Source organism: Enterobacter sp. 200527-13 (genome assembly GCF_027924865.1).
GTDB lineage: Bacteria > Pseudomonadota > Gammaproteobacteria > Enterobacterales > Enterobacteriaceae > Enterobacter > Enterobacter ludwigii.
Genome location: NZ_BSCM01000001.1, coordinates 1,786,715 through 1,808,016, shown reverse-complemented (window position 1 = coordinate 1,808,016; position 21,302 = coordinate 1,786,715). Strand labels below are relative to the sequence as shown.

At 54.4% G+C, this 21,302-nt stretch carries 22 protein-coding genes; 15 read left to right on the top strand and 7 right to left on the bottom strand.

Translation table 11 applies throughout. The features are described 5' to 3' along the window. Nucleotides 1–11: 11 nt before the first annotated feature. A complete protein-coding gene (locus QMG44_RS08680) occupies nt 12–407 on the bottom strand; it encodes a RidA family protein (RefSeq protein WP_020882451.1) in 396 nt (131 codons plus the stop codon). 132 nt (nt 408–539) lie between these two features. On the opposite strand from QMG44_RS08680, the gene QMG44_RS08675 reads away from it, so the two are divergent. Beyond that, nucleotides 540–1,130 (top strand): TetR/AcrR family transcriptional regulator, encoded by a 591-nt coding sequence (locus tag QMG44_RS08675; protein ID WP_032678285.1) that lies wholly within the window; start codon nt 540–542, stop codon nt 1,128–1,130. 148 nt (nt 1,131–1,278) lie between these two features. Here QMG44_RS08675 and sapF read toward each other — a convergent pair whose 3' ends face one another. From sapF to pspF, 6 genes are all read right to left on the bottom strand, one after another. Next, nucleotides 1,279–2,085: a putrescine export ABC transporter ATP-binding protein SapF gene (sapF, locus tag QMG44_RS08670; protein WP_014170351.1), complete on the bottom strand. Its 807-nt coding sequence runs from the start codon at nt 2,083–2,085 to the stop codon at nt 1,279–1,281. 1 nt (nt 2,086) lies between these two features. Then, on the bottom strand, nt 2,087–3,079 hold the full coding sequence (gene sapD, locus QMG44_RS08665) for a putrescine export ABC transporter ATP-binding protein SapD (RefSeq protein ID WP_014170350.1): 993 nt from the start codon (nt 3,077–3,079) through the stop codon (nt 2,087–2,089). Then, complete coding sequence (gene sapC / locus QMG44_RS08660; RefSeq protein WP_014170349.1) at nt 3,079–3,969, bottom strand: putrescine export ABC transporter permease SapC; 891 nt, start codon at nt 3,967–3,969, stop codon at nt 3,079–3,081. The genes sapD and sapC overlap by 1 nt, the downstream gene beginning before the upstream one ends. Then, nucleotides 3,956–4,921 carry a putrescine export ABC transporter permease SapB gene (gene sapB / locus QMG44_RS08655; protein ID WP_014170348.1) on the bottom strand — a complete coding sequence of 322 codons (966 nt, stop codon included), beginning with the start codon at nt 4,919–4,921 and terminating at the stop codon, nt 3,956–3,958. The genes sapC and sapB overlap by 14 nt, the downstream gene beginning before the upstream one ends. Beyond that, nucleotides 4,918–6,558 carry an ABC transporter substrate-binding protein SapA gene (gene sapA, locus QMG44_RS08650; protein ID WP_086532450.1) on the bottom strand — a complete coding sequence of 547 codons (1,641 nt, stop codon included), beginning with the start codon at nt 6,556–6,558 and terminating at the stop codon, nt 4,918–4,920. The genes sapB and sapA overlap by 4 nt, the downstream gene beginning before the upstream one ends. An 88-nt stretch (nt 6,559–6,646) precedes the next feature. Then, on the bottom strand, nt 6,647–7,624 hold the full coding sequence (gene pspF, locus QMG44_RS08645) for a phage shock protein operon transcriptional activator (protein WP_044866560.1): 978 nt from the start codon (nt 7,622–7,624) through the stop codon (nt 6,647–6,649). Nucleotides 7,625–7,790: 166 nt separating this feature from the next. Between pspF and pspA the strand changes: the two genes are divergently transcribed. The 14 genes from pspA to QMG44_RS08575 all read left to right on the top strand — a co-directional run bounded on the left by pspA (nt 7,791) and on the right by QMG44_RS08575 (nt 21,239). After that, nucleotides 7,791–8,459, top strand: a complete 669-nt coding sequence (gene pspA, locus QMG44_RS08640; RefSeq protein WP_014170345.1) for a phage shock protein PspA — start codon at nt 7,791–7,793, stop codon at nt 8,457–8,459. Nucleotides 8,460–8,513: 54 nt separating this feature from the next. Then, nucleotides 8,514–8,738: an envelope stress response membrane protein PspB gene (gene pspB / locus QMG44_RS08635; protein ID WP_025204011.1), complete on the top strand. Its 225-nt coding sequence runs from the start codon at nt 8,514–8,516 to the stop codon at nt 8,736–8,738. Continuing rightward, nucleotides 8,738–9,097, top strand: a complete 360-nt coding sequence (gene pspC, locus QMG44_RS08630) for an envelope stress response membrane protein PspC (protein ID WP_014170343.1) — start codon at nt 8,738–8,740, stop codon at nt 9,095–9,097. The genes pspB and pspC overlap by 1 nt, the downstream gene beginning before the upstream one ends. Before the next feature lie 12 nt (nt 9,098–9,109). After that, nucleotides 9,110–9,334: a phage shock protein PspD gene (gene pspD, locus QMG44_RS08625; RefSeq protein ID WP_014170342.1), complete on the top strand. Its 225-nt coding sequence runs from the start codon at nt 9,110–9,112 to the stop codon at nt 9,332–9,334. Between the two features lie 185 nt (nt 9,335–9,519). After that, entirely contained in the window at nt 9,520–11,217 is a 1,698-nt protein-coding gene (locus tag QMG44_RS08620) for a sugar phosphorylase (protein ID WP_086532451.1), read from the top strand. Between the two features lie 15 nt (nt 11,218–11,232). After that, on the top strand, nt 11,233–12,525 hold the full coding sequence (locus tag QMG44_RS08615; protein WP_032678282.1) for an ABC transporter substrate-binding protein: 1,293 nt from the start codon (nt 11,233–11,235) through the stop codon (nt 12,523–12,525). Between the two features lie 22 nt (nt 12,526–12,547). After that, nucleotides 12,548–13,429 carry a carbohydrate ABC transporter permease gene (locus tag QMG44_RS08610; RefSeq protein WP_047356412.1) on the top strand — a complete coding sequence of 294 codons (882 nt, stop codon included), beginning with the start codon at nt 12,548–12,550 and terminating at the stop codon, nt 13,427–13,429. Continuing rightward, on the top strand, nt 13,416–14,258 hold the full coding sequence (locus tag QMG44_RS08605) for a carbohydrate ABC transporter permease (protein ID WP_086532452.1): 843 nt from the start codon (nt 13,416–13,418) through the stop codon (nt 14,256–14,258). The genes QMG44_RS08610 and QMG44_RS08605 overlap by 14 nt, the downstream gene beginning before the upstream one ends. Nucleotides 14,259–14,286: 28 nt before the next feature. Beyond that, the gene (locus QMG44_RS08600) at nt 14,287–15,339 is read left to right on the top strand and encodes a zinc-binding alcohol dehydrogenase (RefSeq protein WP_086532453.1); all 1,053 of its coding nucleotides are present in this window, start codon (nt 14,287–14,289) and stop codon (nt 15,337–15,339) included. Between the two features lie 16 nt (nt 15,340–15,355). After that, a complete protein-coding gene (locus QMG44_RS08595) occupies nt 15,356–16,144 on the top strand; it encodes a sugar phosphate isomerase/epimerase (RefSeq protein WP_032680900.1) in 789 nt (262 codons plus the stop codon). Nucleotides 16,145–16,155: 11 nt separating this feature from the next. Continuing rightward, nucleotides 16,156–17,214, top strand: coding sequence for a Gfo/Idh/MocA family protein (locus QMG44_RS08590; RefSeq protein ID WP_086532928.1), 1,059 nt, complete (start codon nt 16,156–16,158; stop codon nt 17,212–17,214). After that, complete coding sequence (locus QMG44_RS08585; protein ID WP_086532454.1) at nt 17,208–19,487, top strand: glycoside hydrolase family 65 protein; 2,280 nt, start codon at nt 17,208–17,210, stop codon at nt 19,485–19,487. Before QMG44_RS08590 ends, QMG44_RS08585 begins: the two co-directional genes overlap by 7 nt. Next, nucleotides 19,477–20,154, top strand: coding sequence for a beta-phosphoglucomutase (pgmB, locus tag QMG44_RS08580; RefSeq protein ID WP_086532455.1), 678 nt, complete (start codon nt 19,477–19,479; stop codon nt 20,152–20,154). Before QMG44_RS08585 ends, pgmB begins: the two co-directional genes overlap by 11 nt. Before the next feature lie 2 nt (nt 20,155–20,156). Next, entirely contained in the window at nt 20,157–21,239 is a 1,083-nt protein-coding gene (locus QMG44_RS08575) for an ABC transporter ATP-binding protein (protein ID WP_063924896.1), read from the top strand. The last annotated feature ends 63 nt before the right edge of the window (nt 21,240–21,302 follow it).

Here is a 21,302-nt window from a genome sequence, read left to right as displayed (position 1 = left end):
AAATACTTGCTTTATTGCGGTGGGATTCTGGCAATGACCTTAATTTCAAAATCAAAGCCCGCAAGCCAGTTTACCCCCACGGCCGTCCAGTTCGGATAAGGGGGGCGGGGGAACGCTAATTTTTTGGCTTCCATGATGGTTGAAAACTGATTTTCTGGATCGGTATGAAACGTCGTCACGTCGATCACATCATCAAACGTACATCCCGCGGCAGAAAGCGTAGCCTGGAGATTATCAAAAGCCAGTTGTACCTGAGCGCCGAAATCCGTTTCAGGTGTGCCGTCGCTGCGGCTTCCAACCTGGCCTGAGACAAATAACAGATCGCCAGAGCGAATGGCAGCAGAATAGCCATGTTCTTCATAGAGGGCATGACGATTAGCGGGAAATACAGGTTCACGTGGGTGCATGGCATTTCCTTTTCGATTGGGGGTATTGTTGAGATCACGCGGTCGTATTAACATACGCGGCGTATGTCAAAATCTAAACCACATACGCCACGTATGTCAAACGGAAAAACACAACGTAACCAAGGACGTCTTATGGCTGCAAAAAGCCGTGCCGAAACGGCCCAGGAAAATCGCGAAAAAATGATACAGGCAGGGCGCAAAGCTTTTGCCGAGAAAGGCTATGCCGCAGCCTCCATGGATGAACTGACCGCAAGCGTGGGGTTAACACGTGGAGCGCTATACCATAATTTCACTGACAAGAAAGGCTTGCTGGCTGCGGTGGTCGCCCAGATAGACAGCGAAATGGCACGAAAGGCGAAGGAAATTGCCGCCAGCGCCGAGAATGACTGGGAGCGACTACTGGCCGAAGGCGTCGCTTACATCAAAATGGCGCTCGATCCGGAAGTGCAGCGTATTGTACTGCGTGATGGTCCGGCTGTTCTGGGTGACCCGGCCCACTGGCCCAGCCAGAATAGCTGCCTGGAATCTACCCGTCAGACCATAGAAAAAATGATTGAACGCAAGGTCCTGAAAGACATGGATGCAAACGTCGCTGCACAGCTGTTAAATGGCGCTGCGCTCAATGCTGCACTGTTGATAGCCGCCAGTGACGATCCACAGAAGACGTTGCCACATGCGATTGAGGTGTTTGTCCTGCTTGCCAGCGGGTTACGCCATCAGTGAAAGGAAAGGGTTAACGCGCGCGAGCTGCTATTTAACCCTTAAAGGAACGGGTGTGCCGGGGGTATTTTTTGTCGGATAAGGGGCGCTAGAACGCCGCGAGGATTTCGCGCGTGGTGAGCGTTGTTAATCTGCCCCTTGCACCAACGCGCTAGCGATCTTTTCTCCACGCATCCGCGGTTAATGCTTCACCGAAATGGCCGGCAATCAATCGCTTAGTCAGTTCATGAAGCGGAGAGGCCATAACATCTGCGGTACTGCCACGTTCAACAACCTCACCCTGATGCATGACCATCACCTGGTCGCTGATATGTTTCATCATCCCCAGATGTTGGGTCACGTAGATATACGAGATACCCTGTTTTTCCTGTAATTCGAGCATCAGGTTAATTAACTGCGATCGCATCGACATATCCAGCGAGGCGAGCGCTTCGTCGGCGATGATCACTTTCGGGCGCAATATCAGCGCACGCGCGAGCCCAAGACGCTGTTTCTGGCCGGGGGCGAGCATGTGCGGGTAATAGCTCTCGTGATCGGGCAGCAGCCCAACCATCCGCAGGGTTTCAAAAACGCGTTTGCGTCGCGCTTCTGGCTCGAGATCGGTATTCAGACGCAGCGGAAAATCGAGGATTTGCGAAATACGCTGACGCGGGTTGAGCGATGTCGACGGATCCTGGAAGATCATACGGATACGCTGGCTGCGGAAAGAGTAATCGCCGAATTCCAGCGGATGGTCATCTATCAGCACTTCGCCGCCGGAAGGTTCAACCATGCCTGCCAGCATCTTCGCCAGCGTGGATTTACCGGAACCGTTCTCACCGATGATTGCCAGCGTCTGTTTTTCGCGCAGGGTAAAGCTGAGCGGCTTCACGGCTTCAACGGTCTGACGATGGAACAGTCCGGTACGGTAGCGAAAGGTCTTACTCAGGTTACGGACTTCCAGTAAGGTTTCGACCATTTCACTCTCTCTCCATGTTCAGCGGGAAATGACAGGCATATAGATGATTTTTAGCCCCTGTCAGACGTGGCGTCTCAATACATTTACGCTGCGCATACGGGCACCGCGGCCCCAGACGACAGCCAATCGGCAAGGACTCCAGCAGCGGGATAGCCCCGGGCAGGGTGTTCAGGCGACTCTTGTGCGGCATGGCGCTGCCAAAATCTGGAATGGCGCGGATCAGCGCCTGCGTATACGGATGATGCGGCGCGGTGATGAGGTCTTCACTCGGGGCGGTTTCGACCGTCTGCCCGCAGTACATCACATCAATCTTATCAGCCCATTTGCTGAGCATTTGCAGGTCGTGACTGATCAACAAAATGGTGGTGTTGTTGTTCTGGTTCAGACGCGTCAGCAGGCGGAAAATCTGCGCCTGCGTGGTCGGTTCCATCGCGTTGGTCGGTTCATCCGCAATCAGCAGACGCGGCTGATTGGCCAGCGCGATGGCAATCATCACTTTCTGACACTCACCGTCGGTCAGTTCGTACGGAAAACTGCGCATGGCATCTTTATGATCTTTGATCCCGACGCGGTGCAACAGCTCAATAGCACGACGCTTACGCCAGCCAAACCGTTGCCACCAGCGGCCTTTATAGGTCCACCCGGGAATGTTCTGCATCAGCTGTTTGCCCACGCGCTCGGACGGGTCAAGACAGGATTGCGGCTCCTGGAAAATCATTGATACGTTATGGCCGACCAGCTTGCGACGCTCGCGAGGAGAAAGGCGTTGCAGGTCGATATCATCAAAACGCATACGGTCAGCGGTGACGCGCCAGTTATCCTTCGCCACGCCACAGATGGCTTTGGCGATCAGGCTTTTCCCTGAACCGGATTCACCCACCAGCCCGCGAATTTCACCCTCAGCAAGGGTGATACTGATGCGATCGACGGCTTTCACCCAGCCTTCACCGGTTTTGAACTCGATGGTCAGGTTGCGAATATCAAGAAGCGGCATTATTGCACCCCCGCATTAATTGCACGGCGTATACCATCGCCCAGCAGGTTAACAAGCAGCACACTCACCATAATGGCTGCGCCCGGTAACATGACCGTCCACGGCGCAACGTAGATAAGCTCAAGCGCGTCACCGAGCATCGCGCCCCATTCAGGCGACGGCAGCTGCGCACCGAGATCGAGAAAGCCAAGCGCCGCGATGTCCAGAATCGCCATCGACAGGGCGCGGGTGATCTCCGTGACCAGCCCGGCAGCGATGTTCGGCAGTACGGCAAACCAGAGGATATTTAAGGTTGTCGCACCGTCCAGGCGAGCAGCGACGACATACTCTTTTTCCAGCTCGTCATGCACCATGCTGTATACCGAACGCACGATGCGGGGCAGGATCGCCAGCCAGACCGCGAACATGGCATGCGACAGGTGTGGCCCGACAAACGCCACCACAATGATGGCCAGCAGCAGGGACGGAATAGAGAGCAGGGTGTCGAGAATGTGGTTCAGTGCCGCCGAGCGCAGGCCATGCGTCGACCCGGCAAAGATGCCGAGCGCCAGACCGCAGATGGTGGCAGCAAACGTCACCACAAATGCACCGCCGACCGTCGGCGCCGCGCCGCTCAACAGGCGGCTCAATACGTCACGCCCGAGGTCGTCCGTACCGAGGAAGAAAGAGACCTCACCGTAGCGCGACCAGGATGGGGGCAGCAACTGATAGCCAAGGAACTGCTGATCAATACCATAGGGCGCAAACCAGGAGCCAAAAACGCAGAGCAACACCAGCCCGGCGAAGCCATAAAGGCCAATCATTGCCGTGGTGTCACCATAGAATTTACGCCACACGGTACGCAGCGCACCGGGCGTGCGCTTTTCACTGTATACGTTATCGTAGGGCATACCATTCCTTATGCTTCAACGGGTTGGCCATAGCACCCAAAATATCGGAAATCACGTTAACAATAATCACCAGAGAGCCAATCACCATGACGCCCGCCGAAATGGCGGCGTAGTCCTGCTGGCGGATAGCATTGATCAACCATCGTCCCAGCCCCGGCCAGCTGAAGACCATTTCGGTAATCATCGCCAGGGTGAGCATGGTGGAAAACTGGAGCCCCAGTCGCGGGATCACAGGCGGCAGGGCATTATGCAGCACATTACGGCGCAAGATAGTCAGGCGCGATAAGCCGCGCGTGGCGGCCGCTTTGACATAGTTCTGATCGAACACCTCGATGGTACTCAGGCGCATCAGGCGGATCACTTCGGTTGTCGGTGCCACCGCCAGCGTCAGTACCGGCAAGACCATATGGCGTACGGCGCTGACGATCATCTCATGTCGCCAGGCTGAATCAGACAGCCAGGCGTCAACGATAGCAAACCCGGTCACCGTTTTTACCGTATACAACAGGTCAAAACGGCCAGAAACCGGCAGCCAGCCCAGGTTGAGGGAGAAGAAAAGCGTCAGCAGCAGCGCCAGCCAGAAGATCGGGATCGAGAAGCCGAGCAGGGCGAGGGCGCTGATAAATTTATCCTGCCATTTGTTGCGATAAATCCCTGCCAGCATCCCTACCGGAATACCAACCATTAAGGCAAAACCGAACGCCAGAATGCACAGCTCCATTGTCGCCGGGAAAACCTCTTTCAGCTGCTCAGAGATGAGCTGCCCGTTGATGCTTGAAACACCGAAATCCCAGTGCAGCAGACCGTTAAACCAGAAGAGCCACGCATCCCACAGCGACGACCCCTGAAGCGGGGCGTGCGGGGTGAAATAGCTCAGACTGAAACCAACAAAGGTCAGGAAAAAGAGCGTCACCAACAGCAGCAGAAGGCGGCGCAAGGTAAAAATGATCATGGTTTTTTCACCTCTTGTTCTTTTTCGCGAGACACGCCGGCGAAGGAGGCGTTGCCGAACGGACTCAACACCAGGCCTTTAATATCATAGCGATAGGCCTGCAGGCGCAGGGACGAGGCCAGCGGCAGCACGGGCAGCTCTTCGGCAAGGATCTTCTGCGCTTCATCATAGGCGTCTATGCGTGACGCCAGCTGTTGGGACGCCAGCGCTTTTTGCAGCACGCCGTCAAATTCCCGGTTGCACCAGTGGGCGTAGTTGGTCTGGGAGTTAATCGCCGCACAGCTCAGCAACGGACGGAAGAAGCTGTCCGGGTCATTACTGTCGGTCGCCCAGCCTGTCAGGGTTAAATCATGGTTCATGTCCATCAGGCGCGCCTCCTGGAAACGACCCTCAACCGGCACGATGATCACTTTCACCCCCACCTGCGCCATATCTGCCTGCAACAGCTCGGCGGTCTTCAGCGGGCTTGGGTTCCAGGCCTGAGAACTGGTCGGTACCCAGAGTTGCAGCGTCAGGTTTTCTGCCCCCAGCGTTTTCAGCTGTTCACGCGCTTTTGCCGGGTTGTATTCCGTAATTTTAGCTTCACTGTCATAGGCCCACGAGGCTCGCGGCAAAATAGAGGCGGCGGTTTCTGCCGTACCGTAATAGATCGACTGCATCAGACGCTGGTTGTTAATGGCCAGCGCCAGCGCGTGGCGTACGGCAGGGTTGTTCAGTGGCGGCTTATCGGTATTAAACGCCAGATAGGCGATGTTCATGCCGGGGCGTAACGTCAGGCGCAAACGCGGATCGTCGCGCAAAATGGTGAGCTGGCTGGCAGCAGGCCACGCCAGCACGTCGCACTCCCCGGTCAGCAGTTTTGATAAACGCCCCGTCCCGCCAGAGCCAAGATCGACCACTACCTGTGGCATCAGCGGCGTGCCGCGCCAGAAATGCGCATGGCGCTGCAGGCGGATATATTGTCCGGAGCGATATTCGGCCAGCTGGAACGGACCGGTACCGACTGGCTGACGATCGATTAACTCCTGACGATCGATTTTGCTCAGGTTCGCGGCATATTCAGCAGACATAACGGACGCATAGTGGGTGGCCAGGTGCCAGAGGAAAGAGGCATCCGGGCGCTTCAGCGAAAACTCCACCGTGCGGTTATCCAGCTTGCGAACGCTTTTAACGGTATCGGCAAACTGCAGGCTGTCGAAGTAGGGGAAGTTACTGCCGTTAACGTTATGCCACGGGTGATTACGGTTAAAGATACGCTGGAACGTAAAGACCACGTCATCCGCGTTCAGTTTGCGCGTTGGGGTAAACCAAGGCGTGTGCTGAAATGCGACATCATCGCGCAGGTGGAAACGGTAGGTCGCACCGTTATCCAGGACTTCCCAGCTTTCAGCAAGCTCTGGCACCAGACGGTAGGTGTAGGGATCCACATCAAGCAGACGGTCATAGAGTTGCGCGGCAAGGGTATCCACAATCAGGCCGCTGCCCGCTTTTTGCGGGTTAAATGTATCAACCTGACCGCTTACGCAATAGACGAAGCCGCTGTCGCGAATATCAGGTTGCGTAGCGGGGTCGGGCGCAGCAAACGCCAGGCTGCTGAACAGACCAAGTGCAAAGAAGGACGATAAAACCAGACGCATAATTTTTAAGGTTTTTAGGTTCGATCTGCAAAGTGTATCGCACTTACGCCTGCTTCGTAAAAATGTCTGCGGGTAAGTGCTGATATTGTCAGCGCATTTGATGCTTTTTGAGCAATGCCCTTAATTGATGGTAGGTCAGACCCAGGAGTTCAGCCGCCCGTTTCTGGTTATATTTCGCCACCTTCAGGCTCTGCTCAAGCAGCTGTTGTTCCTGTTCATGCTGGAACTGCCGCAAATCCAGGGGAAGTGCAGGGGAAGCCCCGGACACGGGCGGGGCGGAAGCTGGCTGCGGGCTACGCTGAAAAGGATCAAGAATAATGTTATCCAGCTCGGTCTCACTGCTGCCGTGGCGATAGACAGAACGCTCCACGACGTTTTTTAACTCACGGATATTTCCCGGCCAGTGGTAAGCGAGGAGTGTCTCCTTTGCATACTCGCTGAACCCCGGAAAAAGCGGCAGGCCGAGCTCGCGACACATCTGAATCGCAAACTGCTCTGCCAGCAGCATGATGTCGCTTCTTCGCTCGCGCAGCGGCGGGAGCTGAACGACGTCAAAGGCCAGCCGGTCGAGCAGGTCGGCACGGAATTTATCCTCTGCCACCATTTGCGGGAGGTTGGCATTGGTCGCGCACACCAGACGCACGTTGACCTGCAACGGCTGGCTACCGCCGACACGCTCCAGCTCGCCATATTCAATCACGCGCAGCAGCTTTTCCTGTACCAGCATGGGCGCGGTGGCCAGTTCATCAAGAAACAGCGTGCCGCCGTCGGCGCGTTCAAAACGACCCGGATGGCGTTTTTGGGCACCGGTAAAAGCACCGGCTTCATGACCGAAAAGCTCCGTGTCGAGCAGATTTTCATTCAACGCCGCGCAGTTAAGAGAAATGAAGGGGCCATCCCAGCGTCCGGATAAATAATGTAGACGGTTAGCAATCAGTTCCTTACCCGTGCCGCGCTCACCGATAATAAGCACCGGCTTGTTGAGCGGCGCGAGACGGGAGACCTGTTCGAGGACTTCCAGAAAACTGTTGGCTTCGCCGAGTAAATTGTCTTTGTATCCAGCCATGATGAAATTAACCACTCCTTAGTGATATTCACCAGGTGAGCATAGTGTGCCGATGCTTGGAAATCAACCACATCAAGTAAAATCAACAAGATAAAAACTTGGCACGGTATTTGTATTAGTTATGTAGCAGGGCATCGCCCGATAACAGAACTATGAGGATCACATTATGGGTATTTTTTCTCGTTTCGCCGACATCGTGAACGCCAATATCAACTCACTGCTTGAGAAAGCGGAAGATCCGCAGAAGCTGGTGCGCCTGATGATTCAGGAAATGGAAGATACGCTGGTTGAAGTGCGTTCTACCTCCGCCCGTGCGCTGGCTGAGAAAAAACAGTTAACGCGCCGCATTGAGCAGGCGACCGCTCAGCTTAACGAATGGCAGGAAAAAGCAGAACTTGCGCTGCGTAAAGATAAAGAAGACCTGGCCCGTGCCGCGCTGATTGAAAAACAGAAGCTGGCAGACATGGTCGCGACGCTCGAGCATGAAGTCACACTGGTCGATGATACGCTTTCGCGTATGAAGAAAGAGATTGGTGAGCTTGAGAATAAACTGAACGAAACGCGTGCGCGTCAGCAGGCGCTGGCATTGCGCCACCAGGCGGCAAGCTCATCCCGCGATGTACGTCGCCAGCTGGATAGCGGTAAGCTGGATGAAGCAATGGCACGTTTTGAGTCGTTTGAACGCCGTATCGACCATATGGAAGCGGAAGCGGAAAGTCACAGCATTGGTAAACAGAAGTCACTGGATCAGCAGTTCGCTGACCTGAAAGCGGACGATGAAATCAGCGAGCAACTTGCTGCGCTGAAAGCCAAAATGAAGCAAGACAACCAATAATAATTTGTGCGGCACCTGAGTGTGCCGCCACGCATCGTAAGACAAGGAGTACACATGAGCGCGCTTTTTCTGGCTATTCCCCTGACCATTTTCGTGCTGTTTGTTCTGCCGATTTGGTTATGGCTGCACTACAGCAACCGTTCTTCACGTGGTGAACTTTCCCAGAGTGAACAACAGCGTCTCGTACAGCTGACCGAACAGGCGAATAAAATGCGCGAACGCATTCAGGCGCTGGAAGATATCCTCGATGCAGAACATCCAAACTGGAGGGACCGTTAATGGCCGGACTGAATCTGAACAAAAAATTGTGGCGCATTCCGCAGCAGGGAATGGTACGCGGCGTCTGTGCGGGACTGGCCCATTATCTTGATGTCCCGGTCAAACTGGTTCGCGTGGTAACGGTGCTGTCGATCTTCTTCGGTCTGGCGTTTATCACCCTGGTGGCGTACATCGTGCTGTCGTTTGTACTCGACCCGATGCCGGAAGGTGAACTGGCCGCAGAAGGCGCACCGACCAGCAACGATCTTCTCAACGCGGTTGACGATCAACTCGCCGCTGGGGAGAAGCGGTTACGTGAGATGGAGCGCTATGTCACGTCTGACACCTTCACGCTGAGAAGCCGTTTTCGTCAGCTTTAAGAGAGAATATACATGAAGCAAAACTGGCAACAGGCCGGTCAGAAGGTAAAACCCGGCCTGAAAATCGCAGGTAAACTGGTCCTGCTGACGGCATTACGTTTCGGCCCGGCAGGTGTGGCGGGTTGGGCGATAAAATCTGTTGCCCGCAAGCCGGTAAGAATGTTGCTGGCTGTGGCGCTCGAACCTCTGCTGCAAAAAGTGGCAAAACGGCTTTCACGCCGCTACTTTCCCCAATAATTCCTGCGTACGTTAGCCTTTCTCGTTTTCGGGGCAGGCTAGCGATACTTCTTCGCTTTCCCTTTCTTTCTTTGCGGCAGCTCACAATACTGCGTTGAGCTGCTTTGCAATTGCGTTTTTCTGCGTCCCGGTCCGTTGACAGATATTTTTCATGGGAGTAGATTGCGTTCCGTGGGACCGCTACCATGGAAAATAAAATGCAGGCTAAAATTAAAGAAATCATTAATCTTGTTTACGGGGAATCATTTTCCGATACCCATTTTTCGGTGTTGCTGGAAAAGATTGATAACGCGATTTCTGTTATTACAGATAAGCGTAAGGTGGGGTGGGATGAAAAAGATGTTGTCCTGATTACGTATGCCGATCAGTTTTCGGCAGAAGGGGAGAAAGCCCTGCCGGTTTTCACACGGTTTTATAATAAGTGGCTCTCTCACTCCTTTTCACATGTTCATCTTTTACCTTTTTACCCGTGGTCTTCTGACGACGGTTTTTCTGTTATTGATTACCACGAAGTTGCACCAGAAACAGGAACGTGGCAGGACATCGCCGAATTAAAACAATCAGCCAGTTTGATGTTTGATTTCGTCTGCAATCACATGTCGGCGCAAAGTCAATGGTTCGCGAATTACCTTAAGCAAATGCCGGGGTATAACGATTTCTTCATTTCTGTTGACCCTGAAACGGATCTGTCGGCCGTCACGCGACCGCGTGCTTTGCCCCTCCTCACGCCGTTTACGCTTCACGATGGCAGCGTACGCCACCTGTGGACCACCTTCAGCAGCGACCAGGTCGATCTCAATTTTGCCTCTCCTCAGGTTCTGATTGCGATGGTAGACGTGCTGCTGCACTACCTGACTGAAGGGGCGCGCTACATTCGTCTGGATGCTGTTGGGTTTATGTGGAAGATACCCGGAACGAGCTGTATCCATCTGGAACAAACCCACCAGCTTATCCAGCTTTTCCGTGCCATTACCGAGGCTGTCGCGCCGGGGACGGTGATTATCACAGAGACCAATGTCCCGCATAAAGACAACGTTGCCTACTTTGGTGACGGCAACAATGAAGCGCAGATGGTGTATCAGTTCTCCTTGCCGCCGCTTGTGCTGCATGCGGTACACCGTCAGGATGTCCGGGCGCTGTGTCAGTGGGCGTCTTCGTTGACGCTTCCTTCCACGAAAACCACCTGGTTTAACTTTTTGGCCTCGCATGACGGGATTGGCCTCAATCCGTTACGCGGAATTTTACCCGAGTCTGAGATCCTCTCGCTGGTAGAGAAACTTCAGGCCGAGGGGGCGTTGGTCAACTGGAAAAACAATCCGGATGGAACGCGAAGCCCGTATGAAATCAATGTCACTTATCTTGATGCGTTAAGCACAAGGGACTGCGATGACAATCACCGTATTGCCCGGTTTATTCTGGCTCATGCTGTACTCCTGAGTTTCCCCGGTGTGCCTGCCGTCTATATCCAAAGTATTCTTGGCTCGCGTAATGATTATGAGGGCGTGGAGCGCCTGGGATATAACCGTGCGATTAACCGCAAAAAATACCTCGCCGGTGCAATCGACAGTGAACTTGAGAACGAAAATAGCCTGCGGCAGAAAGTCTATTATAGATTGCGTGAATTAATCGCCCTGAGGCGTGCAGAAAAAGCATTCCACCCTGACAGTCAGGCTTGTTTTAGTACGGCAGGCGAGCATGTATTAAAAATAATGCGTATTGCGCAAAGTGGCGAAAAAGTTACCGCGTTATTTAATTTTAGCGATCGCGTTCAAACGCTTGAGTCGAATATTCCATCCGGCAGCGAATTGATCGCCGGGAAAGATATTACTGGTACGACTCTGACCCTTAATCCATGGCAGGTGTTGTGGATTAAAGAAAACTAAAAAAGGACCTTAAACATGAATATGCCCAAAATTGTGCTGATATCAGCACTGGTTTCGTGCGCCTTGTTGTCAGGCTGTAAGGATGACAAACCCTCTGCTGTCACCATTGAGTTTATGCACTCCTCAGTTGAACAGGAGCGTCAGGCGGTAATTACAAAACTGATTGAAAAATTCGAGAAAGAGAACCCGACGATTACGGTGAAACAGGTACCGGTAGAAGAGGATGCCTACAACACCAAAGTGATTACGTTGGCCCGCACCGGTGCGCTGCCTGAGGTCATTGAGGTCAGCCATGACTACGCAAAAGTCATGGATAAAGAGCAGCTGCTGGACCGGGATGCGATCAACGCCGCCATCAAAGCGGTGGGCGAAAACACCTTTTATGACGGAATTTTACGTGTCGTTCGCACGGAAGACGGCTCAGCCTGGACGGGGGTGCCAATCAGCGCCTGGCTGTCTGGCGTCTGGTATCACAAAGATGTGCTTGCTGCGGCGGGTATTGAGGAGCCGCATAACTGGGAACAGCTGCTGAAAGCCAGCCAACGCCTCAGCGATCCGGCTAAAAAACGCTATGGCATTGCGCTACCCACGGCAGAAAGCGTGATGACCGAGCAGGCGTTTTCTCAGTTTGCGCTTTCCGGTGGCGCGAACGTTTTTGACGCCAACGGGAAAATCAACATCGATACCCCGGAAATGGTGAACGCGCTGGCGTTCTATAAAGCACTGGCCGCGACCACCATGCCGGGCTCGAACGATGTCATGGAGATTAAAGATGCCTTTATGAATGGTTCGGCGCCGATGGCGGTGTATTCCACCTATATCCTGCCGGCGGTCTATAAAGACGGCAACCCAGCCAACCTGGGCTTTGTCGTTCCGACTGAAACGTCTTCAGCGGTCTACGGCATGGTCACATCGCTGACGATCACCTCCGGTCAAACAGAAGATGAAACCCAGGCTGCACAGAAGTTTGTCACCTGGATGGAGCAGGCACAGAACGCGTCTGACTGGGTGATGATGTCCCCGGGTGCCGCGCTGCCGGTGAACAAACTGGTCGTCGGCACGGACTCCTGGAAAGACAACGAGGTCATTAAAGCGTTTGGTCAACTTCCCTATGAGCTTATCGCCCAGTTCCCGAATGTGCAGGTATTTGGCGCCGTGGGCGACAAAAACTTTACCCGCATGGGTGATGTAACGGGGTCCGGCATCATCAGTTCCATGGTGCATAACGTCACAGTAGGTCAACAGGATCTCACTGCAACGTTAAGCAACAGCCAAAAGCGACTGACTGACCTGATTTCACAACGATAGGAGCGCTCTGCGGAAGGAAATTATGAAGACGTTGTTTTCTGGTCGTTCAGATATGCCTTTCGCCATGCTGCTGTTGGCCCCCAGCCTGATTTTGCTGGGGGGCCTGGTGGCCTGGCCGATGATTTCCAATATTGAAATCAGCTTTTTACGTTTGCCGCTTAACCCGCGCATTAGCGCCGTGTTTGTCGGGCTGGATAACTATGTTCGTATCCTCAGCGATGGCGCATTCTGGCACTCCCTGTGGATGACGTTCTGGTACACCGCCCTGGTGGTGATGGGCAGCACGGCGCTGGGGCTGGCCGTTGCCGTCTTTTTTAACCGGGAATTTCGCCTGCGGAAAACGGCGCGTTCACTGGTGATTTTGTCCTACGTCACACCATCCATCTCGCTGGTGTTTGCATGGAAATACATGTTCAACAACGGCTACGGCATTGTGAACTATCTGGGTGTCGATCTGTTGCACCTGTATGACCAGGCGCCGCTGTGGTTCGACAACCCGGGCAGCAGTTTTGTGCTGGTGGTGCTGTTCGCCATCTGGCGTTACTTCCCCTACGCGTTTATCTCGTTCCTCGCGATATTGCAGACCATTGATAAATCGCTGTACGAAGCCGCGGAAATGGATGGGGCAAATGCCTGGCAGCGTTTTCGTATCGTCACGCTGCCCGCCATTATGCCGGTGCTGGCCACGGTGATTACACTGCGAACCATCTGGATGTTCTATATGTTCGCTGATGTTTATCTCCTGACCACCAAGGTCGATATTTTAGGCGTCTATCTCTACAAGACCGCATTTGCCTTCAATGACCTCGGGAAAGCCGCTGCCATCTCCGTGGTGCTGTTCGTGATCATCTTCGCCGTCATTCTGCTGACCAGAAAAAGGGTAAACCTCAATGGCAACAAATAAACGCGTACTGGGTCGTCTCGGTTTTTATCTGGGGCTGGCGGTGTTTCTGATCATCACGCTGTTCCCGTTCTTTGTGATGTTAATGACCTCGCTTAAGAGCGCGAAAGAGGCGATATCGCTCCATCCGACCATCCTGCCGCAGGCGTGGACGCTGCAGCATTACATCGACATCTTTAATCCGCTGATCTTCCCGTTTGTGGACTACTTCAGAAACAGCATGGTGGTCTCGCTGACCTCGTCGGTGATTGCCGTTTTTCTCGGCACGCTGGGGGCTTACGCGTTATCCAAACTGCGTTTTAAAGGACGCACGACAATCAATGCGAGTTTTTACACCGTCTATATGTTCTCGGGGATTTTGCTGGTGGTGCCGCTGTTCAAAATCATCACCGCGCTGGGGATCTATGACACGGAGCTGGCGCTGATTATCACCATGGTGACCCAGACGCTGCCGACAGCCGTCTTTATGCTGCGCAGCTATTTCGACACCATTCCGGATGAAATAGAAGAAGCCGCGATGATGGACGGGCTTAACCGCCTGCAAATTATCTTCCTCATTACCGTTCCGCTGGCGATTTCCGGCCTCGTGTCGGTGTTCGTCTACTGCTTCATGGTGGCATGGAACGACTACCTGTTTGCATCCATTTTCCTGTCCAGCGCCAGCAATTTCACCTTGCCGGTTGGGCTGAACACGCTCTTTAGCACGCCAGATTATATCTGGGGTCGGATGATGGCGGCATCGCTGGTGACAGCGCTTCCGGTGGTCATCATGTACGCACTGTCTGAACGTTTTATCAAAAGTGGTTTGACCGCCGGTGGCGTTAAGGGCTGAGGCGGCCAGTTTTAACTAGGAGTCAGTCATGAAAAAGTTAGTTGCGACAGCGCCTCGTGTAGCGGCGCTGGTGGAATATGAAGATCGTCCTGTTGCCGTCCATGAAGTGAAAATTCGTGCGCGCTTCGGCGCGCCAAAACACGGCACCGAAGTGGTAGATTTCCGTGCGGCAAGTCCCTTCATTGATGAGGAGTTTAACGCGGAGTGGCAGATGTTTACCCCGCGTGAAGAGGGCGCGGCGCGGGGCATTGAGTTTGGTAAGTTCCAGCTGGGCAACATGATCGTTGGCGACATTATCGAATGCGGCGATGACGTGACGGAGTACCAGACGGGCGACCGTGTCTGCTGCTATGGGCCGCTGCAGGAGACGGTCATCGTGAATGCCGTTAATTACTACAAGCTGCGCAAAATGCCGCAAGGGTCTTCCTGGAAAAATGCCGTCTGTTACGACCCTGCGCAGTTCGCCATGAGCGGCGTGCGTGATGCTAACGTGCGGGTAGGGGATTTTGTCGTTGTAGTCGGACTGGGTGCCATTGGGCAGATTGCGATTCAGCTGGCGAAAAAAGCCGGTGCATCCATCGTCATCGGTGTCGATCCTATCGCGCATCGCTGCGAAATTGCCCGCCGTCACGGGGCTGATTACTGCCTCAATCCGTTTGGCACCGATGTCGGTCTGGAGATTAAAAAACTGACCGGAAAGCAGGGCGCTGACGTGATTATCGAAACCAGCGGTTTTGCCGATGCATTGCAGTCTGCGCTGCGCGGGCTCGCCTACGGTGGAACGATCGCCTACGTGGCTTTCGCGAAACCGTTCGCAGAAGGGTTCAATCTGGGGCGTGAAGCCCACTTCAATAACGCGAAAATCGTTTTCTCGCGCGCCTGCAGCGAACCCAACCCGGATTACCCGCGCTGGAGCCGCAAGCGTATTGAAGAGACCTGCTGGGAACTGCTGATGAACGGTTATCTGAACTGCGAAGATCTGATTGACCCGGTTGTCACCTTTACCACCAGCGCTGAGAGCTACATGAAGTATGTCGATCAGCATCCGGAACTGAGCATCAAGATGGGCGTCACTTTTTAAGCTAAGGAGAGCATCAATGAAAATCGCAACGCAAAACCAGGCCTTTTTCCCGACTTCTATTCTGGAGAAATTCCAGTACATCAAAGCGATGGGTTTTGATGGCTTTGAAATTGACGGCAAACTGCTGGTGGACAATCTCGATGAAGTGAAAGCCGCAATCACCGCCACGGGCCTGCCGGTGACCACCGCCTGCGGGGGATATGACGGCTGGATTGGTGACTTCATTGAAGAACGTCGTCTGAACGGATTAAAACAGATCGAACGCATCCTGGAAGCGCTGGCTGAAGTGGGTGGAAAGGGAATTATTGTGCCTGCCGCCTGGGGAATGTTTACCTTCCGTTTGCCGCCGATGACCTCTCCACGCAGCCTGGCGGGTGACCGCGAAGCGGTGAGTGCTTCGCTGCGTTATCTGGATGAGGTGGCGGCGCGTACCGGGACCACCGTTTACCTTGAGCCGCTCAACCGCTACCAGGATCACATGATCAACACGCTCGCGGATGCGCGTCGCTATATCGAAGAGAACGCGCTCAGGCATGTGCAGATCATCGGCGACTTTTACCACATGAATATCGAAGAAGATTCGCTAACAGAGGCGCTGCATCGCAACCGGGATCTGCTGGGTCATGTGCATATCGCCGATAACCATCGCTATCAGCCTGGCAGCGGGACGCTGGATTTTGCCACGTTGTTCGGGCAGCTTCGTGCGGACAACTATCAGGGCTACGTGGTGTATGAGTGCCGTGTCCGCGCCGACGATCCGGCCCAGGCTTACCAGGATTCACTCACGTATCTGCGTGAATGCTAAGGATGACGAGCGTGATGAGTGCTTCAACACCTTCGCTTCTGCGCGTCGCCATTATTGGCGCCGGGCAAGTCGCGGACAAAGTGCATGCCTCGTATTACGCCACACGCAGTGATGTTCAAATGGTCGCTGTCATGGACAGCGGCCTTGAACAGGCACAGGCGTTTGCGGAACGTCATGCAATTCCTTCGGTCTGGCAGAATGCATCTGAAATGCTGCAGGCGGTAAAACCTGATGTGGTCAGCGTCTGCTCCCCAAACCGGTTCCATTTTGAACATGTCATGGCGGCACTGGAGGCCGGATGTCATGTGATGTGCGAAAAACCGCCTGCCATGACGCCGCAACAGGCTGACCAGATGCGCATGGCGGCCCGTAAAGCGGGAAAAGTACTGGCGTATGATTTTCACCATCGGTTTGCGCTCGACACGCAGCTGCTTCGTGACGCTGTCACAAATGGGGCGTTAGGTGAGATCTACTTTACGTCGGCGCAGGCGCTGCGTCGTTGCGGCGTGCCGGGCTGGGGCGTCTTTACGAACAAATCGCTACAGGGTGGCGGACCGCTGATCGATATCGGTATTCATATGCTGGATGCCGCGATGTATGTGCTGGGTTTTCCGGCGGTAAAAAGGGTGACCGCCCACAGCTTCCAGAAGCTGGGGAACCGTAAAAACAGTGGACAGTTTGGCGAGTGGGATCCCGCCCGGTTTACCGTTGAAGATGCTCTGTTTGGCACAATTGAATTCTGCAATGGCGGCGTTCTGCGCCTGGATACGTCGTTTGCGCTGAATATCCGTGAGCAGTCGATCATGAATGTTTCATTCTGTGGCGAAAAGGCGGGGGCCACGCTCTTCCCGGCTCACATTTACCAGGATGAGGCGGGCGTTTTACAGACCCTCATGCAGCGTGATGAGGCAGACGACCAGCGTCACCTGCGCAGCATGGAGGCGTTTGTACGCCATGTGCTGGGAGAGCCGGTTATGATCGCAGATGCGGAACAGGGGCTGGTTATCCAGCAACTTGTTGCCGCGCTTTATGAATCGGCGGATACAGGGGAAAGCGTGACGTTATGCTGAATGTGTCTGTTTTAACCGAACCGGGCTTCTCTCCCCACAGTCTGAATAAATACGCCTCCATCATGGCTTGCGGCAATGGCTACATGGGCATTCGCGCGGCACACGAAGAGGATTACACCCAGCAAACCAGGGGCATGTATCTCGCCGGGCTTTATCATCGCGCAGGTCGCAATGAGACCACGGAGTTAATCAACCTGCCGGATATTACCGGTATTGAGGTTGAACTGGATGGTGTGAATTTTACCCTGCTTTCCGGGGCGCTTCTTGAGTGGCAGCGCGAGCTGGCGTTTGCCAATGGTGAACTGCGTCGCAGCGTGCTCTGGCGCTCGCCCGACGGGAAACGCTATCGCCTGGAGAGCCGTCGTTTCGTTTCTCTCGCTCAGCTGCCGTTAGTGGCAATGCAACTCGCAATCACTCCCCTTGATGGGCCCTCGCAGGTGGTGTTGAAAACCGGAATTGATGCGACGCAAACCAACAGCGGCAGGCAGCATCTGGATGAGATTTCAGTCCGGGTATTCGACCAGAACTGTATGCAGGGCGTGTATGAAACGCAGGACCGGGTCTCTGACGTCGTTATATCCGCGTTCTGCCGGCTTTCAGCGGGTAGCGAAAGCTGCTTTACCGCTAAAAATCGTCGCATCAGTGCGCATTACGACCTGAACGTTTCGCAGGGTGACACTGTCACGCTTGAAAAGATCGTCTGGGTCGCCCACCGCAGTGACAAAGCCCTTTCGCAGTCGTCGTTTGCGCGTAACGCACTGGCCGAGCTCAAGGTGTGCGCAGCGCGAGGCTACGCATCGTTGCTGGAGAGCTCTGCCTGCGCCTGGGAAGACGTCTGGCGAGATGCGCGGGTGGCGGTAATGTCTGCGGAATCGCAGGATCAGCTCGCGCTGGATTATACCGTCTGGCATTTGACCGCCATGACGCCTGCCGACAATGAGCGCTGCAGTATCGCCGCGAAAGGATTGACCGGCGAAGGGTATAAAGGCCACGTCTTCTGGGATACCGAAATTTTCCTGCTGCCTTTCCATCTCTTTACGCGTCCGCAGGTCGCCCGCAGTCTGCTGCGTTATCGCTGGCTCAACCTGGCTGGGGCTCGTGAAAAAGCGCGTCGCAACGGCTGGCCTGGCGCACTTTTCCCCTGGGAGAGTGCCGCGAGCGGTCAGGAGGAAACGCCGGAATATGCGGCAATCAACATCCGCACGGGCACGCGCCAGAAAGTGGCCTCTGCGCTGGCAGAACATCACATTGTGGCGGACATTGCCTGGGCTGTCGTGGCCTACTGGCAGGCGACACATGATGACGCTTTTATGCGTAACGAAGGGCTGACGCTACTGATAGAGACGGCAACGTTCTGGATGGGGCGGGCGACGGAAGTCAATGATCGCCTGGAAATCCACGATGTGATCGGGCCGGATGAGTACACGGAGCACGTCAATAACAATGCCTACACCAACTATCTGGCCTGGCACAATGTCGCCTGTGCGCGCCAGTTTATGGCGATGTTCAATCGTGAAGATGATGGCTTCATGGAGAATGCCAGCCGGTTTATGTCCCGTTTGTGGTTACCGCAAGCCAACGCAGAAGGGGTCCTTCCTCAGGATGATACCTTCATGGCGAAACCGGCTATCGATCTGAGCCGCTATAAGGCGAAAGCGGGTAAACAGACCATTCTGCTCGATTACTCCCGCGCGGAAGTGAACGAGATGCAGATCCTTAAACAGGCCGACGTGGTGATGCTCAACTACCTGCTGCCGGAACGGTTTACCCCACAGCAGTGTGCTGCCAACCTGGCGTACTACGAGCCGCGTACCATACACGACTCTTCGCTGAGCAAAGCGATTCATGGAATTGTTGCTGCCCGGTGTGGCGATACGGAAAGGGCCTACGCCTTCTGGCGCGAGGGTGTCGCCATCGATCTGGGCGACGATCCGCACAGCTGCGATGACGGGATTCATGCTGCCGCCACCGGGGCTATCTGGTCCGGCGTTATTCAGGGATTTGCCGGCATGCAGATCGTCCAGGGGGAATTGCATCTTGCCCCGAAGCTGCCTGCCCACTGGCGAAAACTGGCTTTCCCGCTGCGATGGAGAAACGCGCGCATGCACTTCACGTTTGAAAATGATGTTTTAACGATTGAAACCACTGCACCGGTGACCTTAACGCTGTGGGGTAAAACCCTGTGCATAACGGATCGGCAGGTCTGTTCTTTCAGGGATTTTTTTACATCTACTTATGGGACCGCTACCACGGGAGCAAATCATGATGCCTGAGGCCGTTGTCTTTGATCTTGATGGTGTGATCACCGATACCGCGCATCTGCATTTTCTGGCCTGGCGTGCCGTGGCGCAGGAAATTGGCATCTCGTTCGACGTGGCGTTCAACGACGAGCTGAAAGGGATAAGCCGTATGGAATCGCTGCAGCGGATTCTGCGCCATGGCGGAAAAGAGGAGGAGTTTAACGACCAGCAGCGGCAGGCGCTCGCGGATAAAAAGAACGCGCGCTACGTCGGGTCTCTGGCGTCGTTGACGCAGGATTCTCTGCTTCCGGGCATCCGCGAGGTGCTGGCGGAAATTCGTGCGGCGAACGTCAAAATCGGGCTGGCCTCAGTGTCCCTTAACGCCCCCGGTATTTTGCAGGCGCTGGGCATTGAGAGGGCTTTTGATTTCTGCGCCGATGCCTCGCGCATTGCCCGCTCAAAACCGGACCCGGAGATCTTTCTTGCGGCCTGCACCGGGCTGAATGTGCGCCCCGAGCAGGCTATCGGAATCGAAGATGCTGCAGCCGGCGTTGAGGCAATCAACGCGGCGGGAATGCTCTCGGTCGGGATTGGACCTGGCCTGAACCATGCGGGCTTACAACTTCATTCAACGCAGGAACTGACCTGGAAATGCCTGACAGATTTCTGGGCATCCCGAACGGTAATGATAAGGAATTAAAAATGGCTCAACTGTCTCTGAAACATATTCAGAAAATCTACGATAACCAGGTCCATGTGGTTAAGGATTTTAACCTCGAAATTGAGGACAAGGAGTTTATCGTCTTTGTGGGTCCCTCGGGGTGCGGTAAATCGACAACGCTTCGCATGATTGCCGGGCTGGAGGAGATCTCTGCCGGTGAACTGGTAATTGACGGTGTCTGCATGAACGATGTGCCCGCCAAGTCCCGCGACATTGCGATGGTTTTCCAGAACTATGCGCTTTATCCGCATATGACGGTTTACGACAACATGGCGTTTGGCCTGAAGATGCAGAAAATTCCCCCCGCGGTCATTGAAGAGCGTGTGAACTGGGCGGCACAAATCCTGGGGTTGCGTGATTACCTCACGCGTAAACCTGGCGCATTATCGGGTGGGCAACGTCAGCGCGTGGCGTTAGGACGGGCGATTGTGCGCGAAGCCGGCGTCTTTCTGATGGATGAACCGCTTTCTAACCTGGACGCCAAGCTGCGTGTGCAAATGCGCGCTGAAATCAGCAAGCTGCACCAGAAGCTCAACACCACAATGATTTACGTGACCCACGATCAGACGGAAGCGATGACGATGGCGACCCGCATTGTGATCCTCAAGGATGGCGTTATTCAGCAGGTGGGGGCACCTAAGCAGGTCTACAACGAACCGGCGAATATGTTTGTGGCGGGCTTCATCGGATCACCGGCAATGAATTTTATTCGGGGCGCGATAGACGATCGCTATTTCGTGACGGAAACGCTGCGTCTGGAGATACCTGAAGACACGCTGGCGGCGGTGAATGCCGCCGGATATCAGCGTAAAGCCGTGGTCTTTGGGATCCGGCCGGAAGATATTCTGACGCTGCAAAACCGTGGGGATGATATTGCGGCAAAAGTCAGCGTGGCCGAACTGACCGGGGCTGAGTTCATGCTCTATGCCACCGTGGGCGGGCATGAGCTGGTCGTTCGTGCAGGAGCGGTAAATGATTATGCGGCGGGGGATAATATCGGCATCCAGTTCGATATGAATAAATGTCATTTCTTCGACGCTGATACTGAAGTGGCTATTAGATAAGAAAGGCGTTCGCCGGAAATGCAAATTTCCGGTTTTTTTTGAGTTAATTATAAAGGGAACATT

What these genes read in the sequence shown, in the direction of transcription:
- QMG44_RS08680 (WP_020882451.1), bottom strand. Translation starts at nt 407, where the DNA reads ATGCACCCACGTGAACCTGTATTTCCCGCTAATCGTCATGCCCTCTAT.
- QMG44_RS08675 (WP_032678285.1), top strand. Translation starts at nt 540, where the DNA reads ATGGCTGCAAAAAGCCGTGCCGAAACGGCCCAGGAAAATCGCGAAAAA.
- sapF (WP_014170351.1), bottom strand. Translation starts at nt 2,085, where the DNA reads ATGGTCGAAACCTTACTGGAAGTCCGTAACCTGAGTAAGACCTTTCGC.
- sapD (WP_014170350.1), bottom strand. Translation starts at nt 3,079, where the DNA reads ATGCCGCTTCTTGATATTCGCAACCTGACCATCGAGTTCAAAACCGGT.
- sapC (WP_014170349.1), bottom strand. Translation starts at nt 3,969, where the DNA reads ATGCCCTACGATAACGTATACAGTGAAAAGCGCACGCCCGGTGCGCTG.
- sapB (WP_014170348.1), bottom strand. Translation starts at nt 4,921, where the DNA reads ATGATCATTTTTACCTTGCGCCGCCTTCTGCTGCTGTTGGTGACGCTC.
- sapA (WP_086532450.1), bottom strand. Translation starts at nt 6,558, where the DNA reads ATGCGTCTGGTTTTATCGTCCTTCTTTGCACTTGGTCTGTTCAGCAGC.
- pspF (WP_044866560.1), bottom strand. Translation starts at nt 7,624, where the DNA reads ATGGCTGGATACAAAGACAATTTACTCGGCGAAGCCAACAGTTTTCTG.
- pspA (WP_014170345.1), top strand. Translation starts at nt 7,791, where the DNA reads ATGGGTATTTTTTCTCGTTTCGCCGACATCGTGAACGCCAATATCAAC.
- pspB (WP_025204011.1), top strand. Translation starts at nt 8,514, where the DNA reads ATGAGCGCGCTTTTTCTGGCTATTCCCCTGACCATTTTCGTGCTGTTT.
- pspC (WP_014170343.1), top strand. Translation starts at nt 8,738, where the DNA reads ATGGCCGGACTGAATCTGAACAAAAAATTGTGGCGCATTCCGCAGCAG.
- pspD (WP_014170342.1), top strand. Translation starts at nt 9,110, where the DNA reads ATGAAGCAAAACTGGCAACAGGCCGGTCAGAAGGTAAAACCCGGCCTG.
- QMG44_RS08620 (WP_086532451.1), top strand. Translation starts at nt 9,520, where the DNA reads ATGGAAAATAAAATGCAGGCTAAAATTAAAGAAATCATTAATCTTGTT.
- QMG44_RS08615 (WP_032678282.1), top strand. Translation starts at nt 11,233, where the DNA reads ATGAATATGCCCAAAATTGTGCTGATATCAGCACTGGTTTCGTGCGCC.
- QMG44_RS08610 (WP_047356412.1), top strand. Translation starts at nt 12,548, where the DNA reads ATGAAGACGTTGTTTTCTGGTCGTTCAGATATGCCTTTCGCCATGCTG.
- QMG44_RS08605 (WP_086532452.1), top strand. Translation starts at nt 13,416, where the DNA reads ATGGCAACAAATAAACGCGTACTGGGTCGTCTCGGTTTTTATCTGGGG.
- QMG44_RS08600 (WP_086532453.1), top strand. Translation starts at nt 14,287, where the DNA reads ATGAAAAAGTTAGTTGCGACAGCGCCTCGTGTAGCGGCGCTGGTGGAA.
- QMG44_RS08595 (WP_032680900.1), top strand. Translation starts at nt 15,356, where the DNA reads ATGAAAATCGCAACGCAAAACCAGGCCTTTTTCCCGACTTCTATTCTG.
- QMG44_RS08585 (WP_086532454.1), top strand. Translation starts at nt 17,208, where the DNA reads ATGCTGAATGTGTCTGTTTTAACCGAACCGGGCTTCTCTCCCCACAGT.
- pgmB (WP_086532455.1), top strand. Translation starts at nt 19,477, where the DNA reads ATGATGCCTGAGGCCGTTGTCTTTGATCTTGATGGTGTGATCACCGAT.
- QMG44_RS08575 (WP_063924896.1), top strand. Translation starts at nt 20,157, where the DNA reads ATGGCTCAACTGTCTCTGAAACATATTCAGAAAATCTACGATAACCAG.